We start from the raw sequence: 14125 nt of genomic DNA, 5'->3' as shown, positions 1-14125 counted from the left end.
TGGTGTCGTAGGGGCTGACGGGCGGCGGCCTCCCGCAGTATCACCGGGGTATGCGGTATCCACGGGGTGGCGGGCTGACCGCCGAACGTCAGTAGTTCCGCGAGGAGTTACCGCTTCAGGCTGCCGAGCGGTTCGCCCAGGGCGAGGCGAGTTCGGTGATCGCCAAGGAGCTGCGCGTCAGTGTCCGGTCGGTGCAGGGGTGGCGGCAGACGTGGGAGGAGGGCGGTCCGCGGGCTCTGCGGTCGCAGGGGCCGGCGTCGCTGCCCAGGCTGAGCGAGAAGCAGTTCGCGCAGCTGGAGGCGGAGCTGGCCAAGGGGCCGGCCGCGCACGGCTGGGAGACCAGCGCTGGAATAGGCGGGATCAAGACCGTGATCGGCCGGCGCTTCCACCTGACCTGCACCATCCAGGGCGTGCGCAAGCTCCTGGTGCGCAACGGCTGGTCCTGCCAGGTCCCAGCCCGGCGCGCCACCGAGCGGGACGACGACGTTGTGGCCGGCTGGGTGAAGGAGACGTTCGACGGCCCGTGGAGTACTCGATGGGGCTGACTCCGCACAGGGCCGCGAAGGACGCTTCGGTGGTCAGCCGCTCGGGGTTGTCTTTCATGGTGATTAGCAAGGTCACGGCACTGCCCGGGCCGATGCCCACTGGTGTGAGCAGTTGCGGGGCGTGGCGTTCGACGAGCTGGGTCAGGAGAGCTGATTCTGCTCATCGATCTGTCCCGGTGAGCTGCTCGATGCGCTGGGCCAGCAGGCTCAGGGTGATGCGTGCGGCCTGGGCCACGATGTCCTCATCGCCCTCGTCGTCTTCGCCGTCGCGCAAGCTGAGGCACGCGCAGGTGCGTGAACGTGCCGAGTGCCAGCACGTACACGATGAGCGGAAGCCGGGCGGGCTGCGTCGGGTCGTTGCGATCCTCGGCCCTCGGCCGCCACCGGAGGAACGACCGCCACCGGTGAAGCTGGGTCCGGACAACGGGCGCCGCATTGGTTGCGTTCCTCGGCCGCCCCGGAGGACGGCCGCCACTCGGCCTCATGGGCGCCGGCGCGAACACCCTATGGTCATTGCGATCTCCTGTCGCCCTCGAGGGCGACCGCCACGTATGTCCCGGAGAAGTTCGACCCGTCCATCACGTGGTTGCGATCCTCGGTCACCCCGGAGGGGGCTGCGCCGGTGAGCAAATCACCGTTGAGTTCGTGAAGGACTTGTTGCGAACCATCTGGAGGGAAGAGATCGAGATCGTCGGGCTGGACGTCGAGCATCCGGAGAAACTGCCCGTTTCACCACGCACCGTCATCGACGACAACCTCGGCTTCCGGCAGAGGAAATGACCGTCAGAAGCCCACGGTCACACAGGGCATAGGCCGGGCGCCATTCGCCCAGGTCAGAGACCTGGAGTCATGCGACGCCGCAGGCACGAAGCTCGCTGGCCCCTTTCGGGACATCCACCCAGCAGGAGCCAGGAGTTCTGCGTTCAGCGTCACCTGCCCTCAGTGCCCCATCGGCACTCGCCACCCCGACACAAAGGCACTGCTGAGCGGGATGCCCAGCCAGAACAGCGAATTGCAGCACGAGCCGTTCAGCCCCGAGCGCATCCGTGCCACCTGGAGGGGTACCGCGAGCGTCGAGGACGCCGCACAGGGCCGCGAAGGATGCCTCGTCGCGAAGGCGGTCGTGATTGTCGCCGGCGGCTGTGCGCAAGACGGACGCGCTGTCCGGTCCGACGCCGGCGAGTCCGAGCAACTGCGGGTTGCGGGCCTGGGTGATCGCCGCGATCCGCCGGGTGTGCCTGGTGGCCTCGGCATGTGGCTGAACGTGATGCTTGGACCGTGTCCTCCATGGTTATGGGCCGTTCCGAGGTGAGAGAGCAGGCGGTCGCGAACACTGGGGTGCACATGACGTCCACTTCCCCTCATGGAGGGCTGATTCGTGTCGGTGTCGTAGGTCTGAGCGCGAGCGGCGGTTGGGCGGCCACCGCCCATGTGCCGGCGCTGGCCGGGCTCGATGGATACGAGTTGCGGGCGCTGAGCGCCAGCACCGCCGAATCGGCGCGTGCCGCCGGTGAGAAGTATGCGGTGCCGCTGGCCTTCGCCAGCGCAGAGGAGCTGGCCCGCAGTGAGGAAGTCGATCTCGTGGTGGTGACGGTGAAGGTTCCGCACCACCTGGAGCTCATCCGGCCCGCGTTGGAAGCGGGGAAGACGGTGTTCAGCGAGTGGCCGCTCGGTGCCGACCTCGCGCAGGCCGAGGAGCTGGCCGACCTCGCGCATCGCAGGGGTGTGCTCACGGGAGTCGGCCTGCAGGCCCGGTCGGCTCCGTCGCTTCGGTATCTGCGGGACCTGGTCGCCGACGGCTATGTGGGGCGGGTGCTGTCGACCAGCATGCTCGGGTCGGGCGGGATCGGGGGCGCCACTTACGAAGACAACTACGCGTACATTCTGGACGTCACGAGCGGCGCCACGCTGCTGTCGATCCCCTTCGGGCACTCGGTCGACGCGCTGACCATGGTGCTCGGGGAGTTCCGGGAGGTGTCGGCGCTCATCGAGAACCTGCGCCCGGAGGTCGTCCACGTCACGAGCGGGGCGGTCGCGGCCAAGAGCGCAGAGGACCAGATCGCGGTCACAGGGGTGCTGGAGTCGGGGGCCGTGGCCGCGATGCACCTCCGCGGTGGGACGTCCCGCGCCACCGCGTTTCACTGGGAGATCAACGGCACGGACGGCGATCTCGTCGTCAAGGCCGTCCAGGCTCCATGGTGGTGGTACGGGGGGCTGCGGCTGTACGGCGCCAGGGGCAGCGACGGCGCGCCGGTCGAACTTCCGATTCCCGCCCGATATCAACGGTCGCTGACCCAGTGGGCCGAGCGAACCGCCGAGCCGGCCTGCAACGTCGCCCACGAGTACGCGCTCCTGCGCGACCAGATCACCGGGAACCTTGCACCGGACGAGGACGGCGTTCCCGACTTCCGACACGCAGTCCGGCGGCACCGCATGCTGGAGCGGATCAGAGAAGCGGCACGCACCGGACGGAAGGTCGCACTCGCAGGCCAAGGCGCATAGGTCCGAAGCGAGAAGGGTCCTGAGGTCGGCCGTCTCGCCCTCGGCGCGAATGCGGTAGGCCGTGGCGGCTGAGGGGCGATTGCCATGGTTCTTGCCCGAAGGGATGACAGGCTTCTGGGCGTTCTACGGAACCGGCCCCGAAGACCGATGGACTCCCGTTGGCACCTAGGCGATGATCTTGCCGACTACTCGGGCTCTGAGCTCTGGAGCACCGGGGCCTGGAGACGTTCGCGAAGTTCGGCATCTTCGGGCGTGAGTGGGTCCTCCGAGCGATGGCCTCAGGTGAGAGGCCGGACCCGACGGCGGGCAGTGCAGCCACCTGCAAGGTCACCCCTGTCCGGAATGTCTGATGCGCACACCGGCGTTAGAGCACAGCGCGAGAACATTCCTACGACGAGGGGACGGATGCCATGCCTCTCGAGGGCGAGTATGAACCGAGTACGACACAGTGGGTGCGCGAGCAAGTGGAGGTGTACGAAAGCTCCGGCGGCACCAAGGGGACGACACTGTGGGACACGGGGCGGCCCGTGGTGGTGCTGACCACCCGGGGCGCCGAGAGCGGCAAGATCCGCAAGGCGCCGGTGATGCGTGTCGAGTACGGCGGGCGCTATGCGGTGGTCGGCTCGTTGGGCGGATCCCCCCGGCATCCCCTGTGGTACTTCAACGTCAAGGCCGATCCGCACGTCGAACTCCAGGACGGCCCCGTGAAGCAGGACATGATGGCCCATGAGGCCACCGGCGAGGAGAGGGCGGAGTGGTGGCAACGCGCGGTTGCCGTCTTTCCGAGGTACGCCGACGTGCAGAAGAAGACCTCGCGGGAGTTCCCGGTGTTCGTTCTGGAACCTGTCGTCGGGCAGTGATCCCGGCCCGTCTCGGGGCCATCGGAGGACACTCGACGATGACGCACGTTGGCAGCTGTCATCGGTTCAAGGCAGGTCAGCACATTGATCAGATAGGGGCCGCCGGTCTGGCGGCCCCCTCGTTTCCTCGGCTACCGAGTGCCCTCAACACGGCTTGACGCCGTCTATTGAGGCTCCACCGACCGCGTGGGCAGGAGAGCTTGGAGCCGGCTCGCCGGCTTCTGCCGGGCGGCCGGCGTACGGGCGTGCCCGATTCTTGTTGGCTGCTCCAAGCGGGGCGCGACACGGCCGCGAGCGCCCACCCTGCTTCCACGCGTGGCCAGGGCCTCGGCTTGCAGGAACTGGCACTTCGAGTTCCTCTCGCAGAGCGGAAACGAGGACGAAGTGGGGGCGTGGTATTTCGCGGCGGTCTCTTCCCGCCCCGGGTGTGGCAGCGCGGCCGGCGGGCGCGTCACCGTTCGGGCAGTCGCGACGTTCTGCCGCTGATTCGGCCTGACCGGGCGTCGAATCCATGGCGGCTGCCCCTCAGAAGTGCCTTGCACGGCATGCCGGTTTGGAGAGGTCTTCTGCGAGCGGCGACCCGCGGAAACGTGTCACCTTCGAGGCAATCGCAGAACTCTCACAGATGACCGTTCATGAGAATCACCGTCCTCGACGGCAGCCGCCGCTCCATGCGACGGCTGGTGCCGTCGTCCGGCGCAGCCTGTTGCCGCGCGGTCGAGTCAGGGCGCGCTGGTGACGTCGGCCCAGTGGACAGCGCGTCCGGGTTCCGCACGGTCGCCGTGCGCGGCGGTGAGCTGATCGACGATCTCCAGTCCGCGGCCGTGCTCGTCAGCGGTGCAGCTGGCTGCCCAGTCGCCGTCCATGGCGGCAGGGCCTCCGTCGGACACCTCGATGTGCACCCGCTGGGTGCCCGGGTCACGGCTCAGCCCGAAGTTCAATGGAGGCTGGGCGTGCTCCACGGCGTTGGTGACGAGTTCGGAGACGGTCAGGAGGACCGAGTCGGCCGTGTCTTCGGCGACGCTCCACTGAGCCAGGAGCTCTTTGGTGATCTTGCGGGCCTCCCCCGCGGCTTCCGGGTCGTGCGCGAGGGTCCATGTGTCGACCGATGTCGACGGACTCCGAGCATGACCTGTGCGAGGGGGCACCTCTGGGGCGTAGGTGCAGGTCACGGTCATCACCTTCCTCCGGGCGCCGCCGTGGCGCCCTGGTTGTGACCAGAACCCCCGAGGGGCTACGGCATTTATATCACTCTTCTATATAGACTGTCTATATAGGTCGAGAATATAGACAGCCTATATAGAAGAGTGATATAGGTATGGGTATGGATGAGACACCTGAAGAGGGTTACCAGGAGGTGGCGGCGGAGCTGAACGAGCTGGCCATCGGACTGGTCAGGCACCTTCTGTCGGATCGGCAGGGCATGAGTCTGACCACCGCCGCGGCGCTCAGCCGGCTGGAGCAGGAAGGTCCGATCCGGCTGACCGCGCTGGCAGCGGCGGAGGGTATCGCCCAACCGTCGATGACCGCCCTGGTGCATCGGCTGGAAGACCAGGGCCTGGCCACTCGAGTGAGCCATCCCGAGGACGGGCGGGTCCGCCTGGTTGCCATCACGCAAGCCGGGCGAGAGGTGATGGCCGAGCGCCGACGCGCGCAGTGTGCCCGGGTGGCCGACATGCTGGCCGCGTTGCCCGAGCAGGACGTGCGAGTGCTGGGCGAGGCCATGCGCACGGCCCTGCCCATCGTGCGCCGGATGGTGCGGCGACCAAGTGTTGTCGGCGGCGAATCGCCCTCCTGAGCCTCCTGGCTGCGCTCTTCGGTGTCTCCTCCCGCAGGCGGGACCTGCTCCGTCGCCCTCCGCGCGCTGGGCCCGGTCCCGGCACTGCCCCCATATCCGACTTCCGGAAAGGGCGGAGAACCATGAACACCTTCTCGGCACCCGGCACCGATGTGCCGTCGGCGCAGGTACCGGACTACCCCATGGCCCGGGCTGCCCGCTGTCCCTTCGATCCGCCGCCGGCTCTGCACACTCTGCAGGACCAGGCTCCGATCAGCCGGGTGCGGCTGTGGGACGGCAGCACCGCGTGGCTGGTCACCCGCTACGACGACGTACGGGCTCTGCTGGCCGATCCACGGATCAGCTCGGACAGCGACCTCCCGCACTACCCCCATGTGAGCCCGGCCCAAAAGGAGCGCCGGAGGCAGTCGCGGACCTTCATCAACATGGACGATCCGGAGCACGCCCGGCTTCGCCGAATGGTGACCGCGGCCTTTTCCATCAGGCAGGTGGAGGCCCTACGGCCGGCCATTCAGAAGATCGTCGACGGCCTGATCGACACCATGCTCGCCGGGCCCAAGCCGGTTGATCTGGTGCAGGCGTTCGCGTTGCCGGTGCCGTCGCTGGTGATCTGCGAACTGCTCGGCGTTCCGTATGCCGACCACGACTTCTTCCAGGCCAACAGCAAGATCCTGATCAAGCGCACCAGCACCGTGGAGCAGGCGCGGGTGGCCACACAGCAGCTGCTCGACTACCTGGACCGGCAGATCGGCGTCAAACTCGCCCACCCGGCCGACGACGTGCTCTCCACGCTGGCCGAGCGGGTCAGGGCCGGTGAGCTCTCCCAGCGTGAAGCGGCGGGCATGGGGATGCTGCTGCTGACCGCCGGGCACGAGACCACCGCGAACATGATCGCGCTGGGCACCCTGGCCCTGCTGCAGAACCCGGACCAGCTGGACCGGCTGCGCGAGAGCGACGACCCGAAGACGGTCGCGTCGGCCGTCGAGGAACTCCTGCGCTACCTCACCATCCCGCACAGCGGACGGCGCCGGGTGGCCCTGGAGGACATCGAGGTCGGCGGCGTGACCATCCGCACCGGCGAGGGCGTCGTCCTCTCCAACGACGTCGCCAACCGCGATCCCGCGGCCTTCCCCGACCCCGACCAACTGGACATCGGCAGCAATCCCCGCCACCACGTGGCTTTCGGCTTCGGCGTCCACCAGTGCCTGGGCCAGCCGCTGGCCCGGGTGGAGCTGCAGGTCGTCTACAGCACCCTGTACCGCCGCATCCCCACGTTGAAGCTGGCCGTGGATCTCGACGAGGTCCCGTTCAAGCACGACGGGGCCGTCTACGGCGTCTACGAGCTGCCCGTCACCTGGTGAGCGCGGCCAAGTGCCGCGCGGGAAAGGAGCATCCGATGAAGGTGATCGTCGACCAGAACAAGTGTGTGGCCTCCGGTCAGTGCGTGCTGACCGCACCGGAGGTGTTCGACCAGCGCGAGGAGGACGGCATCGTCGTCCTGCTCGCCGAGAACCCTCCTGAGGGCCGCGCGGACGACGTCCGGCAGGCCGTCGCCCTCTGTCCGGCCCAGGCCATCTGGCTGGAAGAACAGGAGACGAGGGAATGAACCGGATCGTCATCGTGGGAGCTTCGGCCGCCGGCCTGACCGCGGCCGAGACCCTCCGCCACCGAGGCTGGGACGGCACCCTCACGCTGATCGGTGCGGAAGCCCGTCCGCCGTACGACCGGCCGCCACTGTCCAAGCAGATCCTGACCGGCGCCTGGGAGCCCGAACGCGCCACCCTGCGCTCCCTGCCGGATCTCGCGCGGCTGCGGGCCGACCTGCGGCTCGGGCAGCGCGCCGTCGCCCTGGACGTCCCGGGCCGCCGGGTGCGCCTTGCAGGCGGCGAGAGCATCGGCTTCGACGCGCTGGTCATCGCCACCGGTGTGGCCCCCCGGCGCCTGCCCGACAGCGACCTGGCCGGAGTCCACGTCCTGCGCACCCTCGACGACGCGATCGCCCTGCGCACCGCGCTGCGAGCCGGGCCCCGGGTGGTCGTGGTCGGTGCCGGATTCCTCGGCACCGAGGTCGCCGCGGCCGCCCGGGCCATGGGCCTGGAGGTGACCGTGGCCGAGCCGGAGCCGGTCCCGGTGCGGCGCCCCTTCGGGGACCGGATCGGTGCGCTCGTCGCCGAGTTGCACAGGGACCGCGGAACCCGCCTGCGTTGCGGAGTGCCGGTACGCCGGCTGTGCGGCGCCGGCGGCCGGGTGACCGGAGTGGAACTCGGCGACGGCACCACTCTGCCGGCCGACGTCGTCGTCCTGGCCCTCGGTGCCGCGCCCGCGACCGGCTGGCTGGAAGGTTCGGGCCTGCGGCTGGCAGACGGCGTGGAGTGCGACGCTTATTGCCAGGCGGCACCCGGGATCTACGCCGCCGGCGATGTCGCCTCCTGGCCCAATGCGCACTTCGGCACCCGCATGCGGCTGGAGCACCGGATGAACGCCGGCGAGCAGGCCATGGCTGTCGCCGGCAACCTGCTCGGCGACGCGACTCCGTTCGCTCCCGTGCCCTACTTCTGGACCGATCAGTACGACACCAGGATCCAGGCGTACGGGATCTTCCCGCCGGACGCGGAGATGCGGATCGTCTACGGCGACCCGTCGGACGGCCACTTCGCCGCCGCCTACGGGCACCACGGGAGGGTGGTCGGCGTACTCGGCTGGAACGCCCCTCGTCAAGCACGCACGCTGCGCCGTCTGGTCGTCGACCGCGCATCGTGGGCCGCCTTCGCAGCCACACCCGCGCTCAGCCCGGCAACCGTGAACTGACCCGCTCGTCCCCCCAGGAAGCAAGGAGGGAGGGCAGCCGGTGACCACCGACCAGAGCCCCCGCCCCCGCCCTACGGGTGGTACCGCCCCCGGCGTCCGTCCTCGCGGTCGCCGTACCTGGATCAGCGCCGACCACCCCCGCTACAAGTGGGTGGCGCTGACCAACACCACACTCGGCGTCCTGATCGCGACCATCAATGGCTCGATCGTGCTGATCTCGCTGCCCGGTATCTTCACCGGCATCCGTCTCGACCCGCTCCGGCCGGGCAACGTCGGTTACCTGCTGTGGATGCTGATGGGCTACCTGCTGGTCACTGCCGTGTTGGTCGTGACCCTCGGCCGTCTCGGCGACATGCGGGGCCGGGTACGCATCTACAACGCGGGATTCGTCATCTTCACCGTCACCTCGGTGATCCTCTCCGTCGACCCGCTGCACGGCTCGGCCGGTGCGCTGTGGCTGATCGGGTGGCGGATCGTGCAGGCCGTCGGCGGTGCGATGCTGATGGCCAACTCGACCGCCATCCTCACCGACGCCTTCCCCGCCCGGCAGCGCGGCATGGCGCTCGGCGTGAACATGGTCGCCGGCATCGCCGGCACGTTCATCGGTCTGGTCCTCGGCGGAGCGCTCGTGGAGTGGAACTGGCGCTCCATCTTCTGGGTCAACGTGCCGATCGGACTGATCGGCACCGTGTGGGCGTACAAGTCGCTGCACGAGACGGGCATCCACGCCCCGGGACGGATCGATTGGTGGGGCAACGTCACCTTCGCCGCCGGCCTGACGGCACTGCTGGCCGCCATCACCTACGGCATCCAGCCGCACGGCGGCCACACGATGGGTTGGACCAACCCCTGGGTGCTCGCCGGCCTCGTCGGCGGCACGCTGACACTGGCCGTCTTCTGCGTCGTGGAGATGAACGTCGCCGAACCGATGTTCCCGCTGCGGCTGTTCCACAATGCCGCCTTCACCGGCGGCAACGCGGCCACTCTGCTGGGCGCGATCGCCCGCGGTGGTCTGCAGTTCATGCTCATCATCTGGCTGCAGGGCATCTGGCTGCCGCTCCACGGCTACGACTACGCCCGCACCCCGCTGTGGGCCGGCATCTACCTGCTGCCCCTCACCGTCGGCTTCCTCGCGGCCGGACCGGTGTCCGGGGCCCTGTCGGACAGATGGGGCGCCCGACCGTTCGCGGTCGCCGGATGCGTCGTGATGGCCGCCTCCTTCGCCGGGCTGCTCCTCCTGCCCACCGACTTCCCCTACGGCCTCTTCGCGGCCCTGGTCCTGCTCAACGGCCTCGGCAACGGGCTGTTCGCAGCGCCGAACACATCGATCATCATGTCCAGCATTCCGCCGGACGCCCGCGGCGCCGCCTCCGGCATGCGCGCCACCTTCCAGAATGCCGGCACGGTGCTGTCCATGGGCGTCTTCTTCTCCCTGATGGTCGCCGGACTCGCCGGCTCACTGCCGCACACCCTCAGCTCCGGCCTCACCGCCCAGCACGTACCCGCCCCAGCCGCTCACACCGTTGCCACGCTGCCGCCGGTCGGCGTCCTATTCGCGGCCTTCCTCGGCTACAACCCCATCCAGCAGCTCCTCGGCCCGACCGTCCTCGACCACCTCCCTCGAGCCAACACGGCGATCCTGACCGGGCGGGAATTCTTCCCCCACCTGATCTCCCGGCCCTTCCACGACGGCCTGGTCATCGTCTTCACCCTGGCCATCGCCATGGCCCTCGCCGCCGCGGCCACCTCCCTGATCCGCATCCGAGGCGAGACCACGCGGGCGGCAACCTCCACCAGCCCCCTCGCGACGACATCAGCACGCGGAGGAGTGGACGACCAGCCGGGACGAGCGCCCTGCACTGCCACGGTGACCGAGGCACCGGGGAGCCAGTGGCCGCTGGACGGGTCGGGCCGTCAGAAGGGACAGCGGCCGACATGCTGATCCGGTTCCGGGCGCCCCGCGACCTGGCGGGCAGCCGCCATGTCCATGCGTTGCCCCGCACCGCAGAGGTGTCGCCGGACCGCGTCCTGTTCGACGCGGGATCAGGGGCCTGCAGGAAGGTCAGGACGGCTCGTACCCTCCGGTGGTCATCGTCGGTCTCGGACAGGCCCAGTTTGCCGAGGATGCTGCGCACGTGCTTCTCGACGGTGCCCTCGGTGACCCAGAGACGGCGTGCGATACCGACGTTGGACCGACCCTCCGCCAGCAGGGCCAGTACCTCGCGCTCGCGTGCGCTCAGCGCGTCGAGCGGATTCCTTCGTCGTTGCGCCGAGACCAGTTCCTGAACCAGGGCGGGATCCACGACGGATCCGTCCTTGGCGATCCGCCTGACCGCCTCCAGGAACTCCTCCACGTCGGCGACCCGGCTCTTGAGCAGATACCCGATCCGCCGACCGCCGGCCAACAGCTCCATGGCCTGCTCCACCTCGACATGCGCGGACAGATGGACTCTGTGGCGCGCAACGCTCCGGCGGGCAGCTGGGGCTGGCTGTTGGTCGCCCGGATGATGCGGTCGCGAGCTGTGCCGTTCTCAGGAGCGACCACGATCTTCACCAGGAGGGACCGATCGCTGTGCTGGCCGCCGGTTTGGAAGTAGCTGTAGATCTCGTGGCTGGTCTGTAGCCCGTTGACGATTTGAGGCTCTCTGACCACGATCTTTTTGCCGGCGATCTGGGCGGCGTCCGCGACGACGGTGACGCCGTTGTTGAACCACCAGAAGTTCTCGCCGGTACCGGACCTCAGGGTCTCACCGATGGCGTTGTTGACGGCGGTGGATCCCGCGTAGTCGCGCACGTTCGACTCGAACAACTCCAGGCGTAAAGCCTCGTTGTCGGACGTGATGAAGCGGTAATACTCGTCCAGCCGCGCCAGACACACGTATCCCTCGCCGAGCGACGTGCTCATCGGCGTTTCGGTGAACACCAGCTGCGCGACGGCTTTTGCTCCACGGGCGGTCCGCTCACGCAAGTCAGCAGCGTTGAGGTACTCCAAGTCGGCCCGCGTATCGGACGTGATCTTCGCAAGTTCCCGCCTGAGCCGGTCCCCCTTGGCCTATACGTTGAAGTGCGGCGTCTCTGCCGACCTGTTCGCGTAGATCACCTTCACAGGCGCTGTCACACGTCTGTCACCAACTACGCCGACTCCCCGGACCGCGATGCCCTGACCTGCTACTACGCATCCGCCTTGGACTGACGTGGACGCCCAAAGACGGTCTCTACAACCTGTGCCAGGTGGTACCCAGTGAGGGACCCAGGATCAGGACGGGGGCCTCTTCCGGCCCGTCAAAGCGGTACTGCAGGGTGTTCGGTGGTGTCTCGTTCACTCGCCCGACCCTCTCATCTGTCACGACAGCTCCTATGGGCGGGGTCCTGGCTGTAGCCGTCCGACCAGGTGGAAGACCTCGCGGGCCGCACAGCGTTTGAGGCGGCGGACGATTTCGCGCCGGGTCTTGCCCTCCTTGGTCCGGTGCTCGTAGTGGTCCTGGGTGCGCGGGTCGACCCGCAGACGGGTGAACACGACGCGGTGGAGCGCGGCATCGGCCTGACGGTCGCCGCCACGGTCGAGGCGACGGAACTGCCGGCGCCACGGGGAACGCTCGGCAGGACCGACCCCGCACAGCGCAGCGAAGGACGCCTCACTGTCCAGGCGCTGGCGCAGAAGCAGACATCTCTATTCAGATCACTTCACGACCGGAGTGATCTCCACGGCTGTCCGCACCAAGGCCGATGGCAGACCTCCCGAGCCGGGCCCTCCCTTGCCTGTCCGCCGAACACGGAGGACCCCGTCGGCACCATCAGACGGGGCCTCACATCACGCAGGTCCCGGTGTGAACGTGACAACTCGCCACGGTGCTGCAGGCCGGCACGGTCACGCGGCCCCGTCGTCCTCGACCGGATACGGCGCGAACGTGCTGCTGTTCTGGTCGATGCGCAGCGGACGCCCCAGCGGCGGCACGGCGCGCTGCGAACAGCCGAGGCGTTCGCAGACCCGGCAGCCCATACCGATCGGCGTCGCGGTGGAGGCGTTGGCGAGGTCGAGGCCGTCGGAGTAGACGAGCCGGTGGGCGTGGCGGATCTCGCAACCGAGGCCGATGGCGTAGGTCCTGCCGGGTTCGCCCCAGCCCCCGCGGTGCCGGGTGACGGCCCGTGCGGTCCACAAGTACCGTGACCCGTCCGGCATTTCGGCGATCTGGACGTGGATGCGGCCGGGGGCGGCGAACGCCTCGTAGACGTTCCACAGCGGGCAGGTGCCGCCGGCCCGGGAGAAGTGGAAGCCGCTCGCCGACTGGCGCTTGGACAGGTTGCCCGCCCGGTCGACGCGGACGAAGGAGAAGGGAACGCCGCGCAGTCGGGGGCGTTGCAGAGTGCTCAGGCGGTGGCAGACGGTCTCGTAGCCGAGGCCGTAGTGGTCGGTGAGGCGTTCGATGTCGTAGCGCGCCTCTTCGGCGGCCGTGTGGAACGCGGTGTACGGCAGGATCAGCGCGGCGGCGAAGTAGTTGGCGACGCCGATGCGGGCCAGCGCGTGGGCGGGCGAGCCGGGCTCGAAGTCCTCGGCGGCCTGGCGATCGAGGTGGGCGCCGTGTTCCAGCAGGGCGAGTTGCGTCGCCATGCGGAAGGCCCGCTGGCCGGGTCGCAGCCGTGGAGACAGATGGAGGGTGCGGCCTCTGTCGTCGTAGCGGTGCAGCCGGTCGCCGGGCTCGGCGGCGAGACGGATGCCGTGGGCCTCGGCGAGCCGCGTGGTGAGGGCCCCGATCACCTCGCCCGGCCGGATGCCGATCTCCCCGGCGAGTCGCTCGGCCGCGAGGTCGCTGTCGTGGAGGTAGTTCTGGCGGCGGTAGAAGAAGTCCCGGATCTCCTCATGGGGGGAGAACGCGGTTCCCCGCTCGCCGTCCCTGCCGTCCGCCGCCCCGGCCAGGCGCTCGGACAGCCGCTGGTTGCGCCGGCCGAGGTCGAGCAGCACCTGGGCGACACCCGGCAGCCGGGCGGCGAGGTCACCGAGATCGGCCGCCGAGAGCCGGGCCTCGGCGAGTTCTCCGGCGAGCGCCTCGCGGAGGTCGGCGACCAGCCTGGTCGTGTCGCGCTCGGAGAAGAAGCCGGGGTCGACGCCGAACGCCTCGGTCAGCTTGAGCAGGACGGGCACGGTGAGCGGGCGGGAGTCGTGCTCCATCTGGTTCAGATAGCTCGGCGAGATCTCCAGCACCCGGGCGAGTTCGGCCTGACTCAGCCGCCGCTCCTCGCGCAGCCGCCTCAGCCGCGCCCCCGCGTACGTCTTGCCCACCGACCGCTCCTCCACACCGGGGACCTGATCCGGCCAGCGTACGGGACACACACCCGACCGGAGCCTTCGCAAGATTGGCAAAAGCCAACCGGAAGATTCGCAGAAGTTGGCATCGATCCAAGGTTGATGGCACTCAGTGCCAGTGCAACAGTCGTAGTGCGGCCCCGCCGGACACGGCAACCACCGCCTGGAACCTGGGCACGATTCACTGCCCTGACATCGGAGATCCCGGTACCCATGGCGAACTGCGCCGGCAGCATTGCTCAGCTTCACCCGCCAGGGTGACGGCGGGCCGTACCCCCACAGGACGACACACAGTGCCACCCCTGTTCAT

At 68.9% G+C, this 14125-nt stretch carries 12 protein-coding genes and 4 pseudogenes; 9 read left to right on the top strand and 7 right to left on the bottom strand.

From position 1 onward, the window contains the following. Positions 1 to 50: 50 nt before the first annotated feature. Positions 51 to 503: pseudogene (locus tag ADK64_RS11005) on the top strand (helix-turn-helix domain-containing protein); the annotation flags it as partial. 34 nt (positions 504 to 537) lie between these two features. On the opposite strand, the pseudogene ADK64_RS48930 reads toward ADK64_RS11005, so the two are convergent. Continuing rightward, a pseudogene (locus ADK64_RS48930) lies at positions 538 to 603 on the bottom strand (hypothetical protein); the annotation flags it as partial. A gap of 524 nt (positions 604 to 1127) precedes the next feature. Between ADK64_RS48930 and ADK64_RS11000 the strand changes: the two are divergent. The 3 genes from ADK64_RS11000 (at position 1128) to ADK64_RS10990 (ending at position 3907) form a co-directional block, all read left to right on the top strand. Continuing rightward, the gene (locus tag ADK64_RS11000) at positions 1128 to 1325 is read left to right on the top strand and encodes a hypothetical protein (RefSeq protein WP_053657582.1); all 198 of its coding nucleotides are present in this window, start codon (positions 1128 to 1130) and stop codon (positions 1323 to 1325) included. A gap of 564 nt (positions 1326 to 1889) precedes the next feature. After that, the gene (locus ADK64_RS10995) at positions 1890 to 3047 is read left to right on the top strand and encodes a Gfo/Idh/MocA family oxidoreductase (RefSeq protein WP_053657580.1); all 1158 of its coding nucleotides are present in this window, start codon (positions 1890 to 1892) and stop codon (positions 3045 to 3047) included. A 410-nt stretch (positions 3048 to 3457) separates the two neighbouring features. Then, positions 3458 to 3907 (top strand): nitroreductase family deazaflavin-dependent oxidoreductase, encoded by a 450-nt coding sequence (locus ADK64_RS10990; protein WP_053657578.1) that lies wholly within the window; start codon positions 3458 to 3460, stop codon positions 3905 to 3907. A gap of 722 nt (positions 3908 to 4629) precedes the next feature. On the opposite strand, the gene ADK64_RS10985 is transcribed toward ADK64_RS10990, so the two are convergent. Then, positions 4630 to 5085: an ATP-binding protein gene (locus ADK64_RS10985; protein ID WP_078992601.1), complete on the bottom strand. Its 456-nt coding sequence runs from the start codon at positions 5083 to 5085 to the stop codon at positions 4630 to 4632. Between the two features lie 146 nt (positions 5086 to 5231). Here ADK64_RS10985 and ADK64_RS10980 point away from each other — a divergent pair, with 146 nt between their 5' ends. The 5 genes from ADK64_RS10980 (at position 5232) to ADK64_RS10960 (ending at position 10455) form a co-directional block, all read left to right on the top strand. Next, positions 5232 to 5705 (top strand): MarR family winged helix-turn-helix transcriptional regulator, encoded by a 474-nt coding sequence (locus ADK64_RS10980; protein WP_053657636.1) that lies wholly within the window; start codon positions 5232 to 5234, stop codon positions 5703 to 5705. Between the two features lie 122 nt (positions 5706 to 5827). Beyond that, positions 5828 to 7066 carry a cytochrome P450 gene (locus ADK64_RS10975; RefSeq protein ID WP_063789887.1) on the top strand — a complete coding sequence of 413 codons (1239 nt, stop codon included), beginning with the start codon at positions 5828 to 5830 and terminating at the stop codon, positions 7064 to 7066. A gap of 35 nt (positions 7067 to 7101) precedes the next feature. After that, positions 7102 to 7311, top strand: a complete 210-nt coding sequence (locus ADK64_RS10970) for a ferredoxin (protein WP_053657576.1) — start codon at positions 7102 to 7104, stop codon at positions 7309 to 7311. Beyond that, the gene (locus ADK64_RS10965) at positions 7308 to 8513 is read left to right on the top strand and encodes an NAD(P)/FAD-dependent oxidoreductase (RefSeq protein WP_199829566.1); all 1206 of its coding nucleotides are present in this window, start codon (positions 7308 to 7310) and stop codon (positions 8511 to 8513) included. The genes ADK64_RS10970 and ADK64_RS10965 overlap by 4 nt, the downstream gene beginning before the upstream one ends. A 121-nt stretch (positions 8514 to 8634) precedes the next feature. Next, on the top strand, positions 8635 to 10455 hold the full coding sequence (locus tag ADK64_RS10960; RefSeq protein WP_107092962.1) for an MFS transporter: 1821 nt from the start codon (positions 8635 to 8637) through the stop codon (positions 10453 to 10455). A 220-nt stretch (positions 10456 to 10675) separates the two neighbouring features. On the opposite strand, the pseudogene ADK64_RS48925 reads toward ADK64_RS10960, so the two are convergent. From ADK64_RS48925 to ADK64_RS10950, 5 genes and pseudogenes are all read right to left on the bottom strand, one after another. After that, positions 10676 to 10816, bottom strand: a pseudogene (locus ADK64_RS48925) (LuxR C-terminal-related transcriptional regulator); the annotation flags it as partial. Next, the gene (locus ADK64_RS48920) at positions 10750 to 11505 is read right to left on the bottom strand and encodes an AIPR family protein (protein WP_159046218.1); all 756 of its coding nucleotides are present in this window, start codon (positions 11503 to 11505) and stop codon (positions 10750 to 10752) included. The pseudogene ADK64_RS48925 and the gene ADK64_RS48920, both read right to left, overlap by 67 nt. Positions 11506 to 11737: 232 nt before the next feature. Further along, a pseudogene (locus tag ADK64_RS47095) lies at positions 11738 to 11836 on the bottom strand (3-oxoadipate enol-lactone hydrolase); the annotation flags it as partial. A gap of 32 nt (positions 11837 to 11868) precedes the next feature. Next, positions 11869 to 12159, bottom strand: a complete 291-nt coding sequence (locus tag ADK64_RS48390) for a transposase (RefSeq protein ID WP_267888539.1) — start codon at positions 12157 to 12159, stop codon at positions 11869 to 11871. Between the two features lie 222 nt (positions 12160 to 12381). Continuing rightward, the gene (locus ADK64_RS10950; protein WP_053657572.1) at positions 12382 to 13791 is read right to left on the bottom strand and encodes a short-chain fatty acyl-CoA regulator family protein; all 1410 of its coding nucleotides are present in this window, start codon (positions 13789 to 13791) and stop codon (positions 12382 to 12384) included. Positions 13792 to 14125 lie beyond the last annotated feature (334 nt).

It is taken from the genome of Streptomyces sp. MMG1121 (assembly GCF_001280015.1).
Taxonomy (GTDB): Bacteria; Actinomycetota; Actinomycetes; order Streptomycetales; family Streptomycetaceae; genus Streptomyces.
The sequence above is the reverse complement of the archived record's forward strand: the minus strand, read 5'-3'. Positions and strand labels throughout refer to the sequence as shown.

What these genes read in the sequence shown, in the direction of transcription:
- ADK64_RS10990 (WP_053657578.1), top strand. Translation starts at nt 3,458, where the DNA reads ATGCCTCTCGAGGGCGAGTATGAACCGAGTACGACACAGTGGGTGCGC.
- ADK64_RS10965 (WP_199829566.1), top strand. Translation starts at nt 7,308, where the DNA reads ATGAACCGGATCGTCATCGTGGGAGCTTCGGCCGCCGGCCTGACCGCG.
- ADK64_RS10970 (WP_053657576.1), top strand. Translation starts at nt 7,102, where the DNA reads ATGAAGGTGATCGTCGACCAGAACAAGTGTGTGGCCTCCGGTCAGTGC.
- ADK64_RS10995 (WP_053657580.1), top strand. Translation starts at nt 1,890, where the DNA reads ATGACGTCCACTTCCCCTCATGGAGGGCTGATTCGTGTCGGTGTCGTA.
- ADK64_RS10975 (WP_063789887.1), top strand. Translation starts at nt 5,828, where the DNA reads ATGAACACCTTCTCGGCACCCGGCACCGATGTGCCGTCGGCGCAGGTA.
- ADK64_RS10985 (WP_078992601.1), bottom strand. Translation starts at nt 5,085, where the DNA reads ATGACCGTGACCTGCACCTACGCCCCAGAGGTGCCCCCTCGCACAGGT.
- ADK64_RS10980 (WP_053657636.1), top strand. Translation starts at nt 5,232, where the DNA reads ATGGATGAGACACCTGAAGAGGGTTACCAGGAGGTGGCGGCGGAGCTG.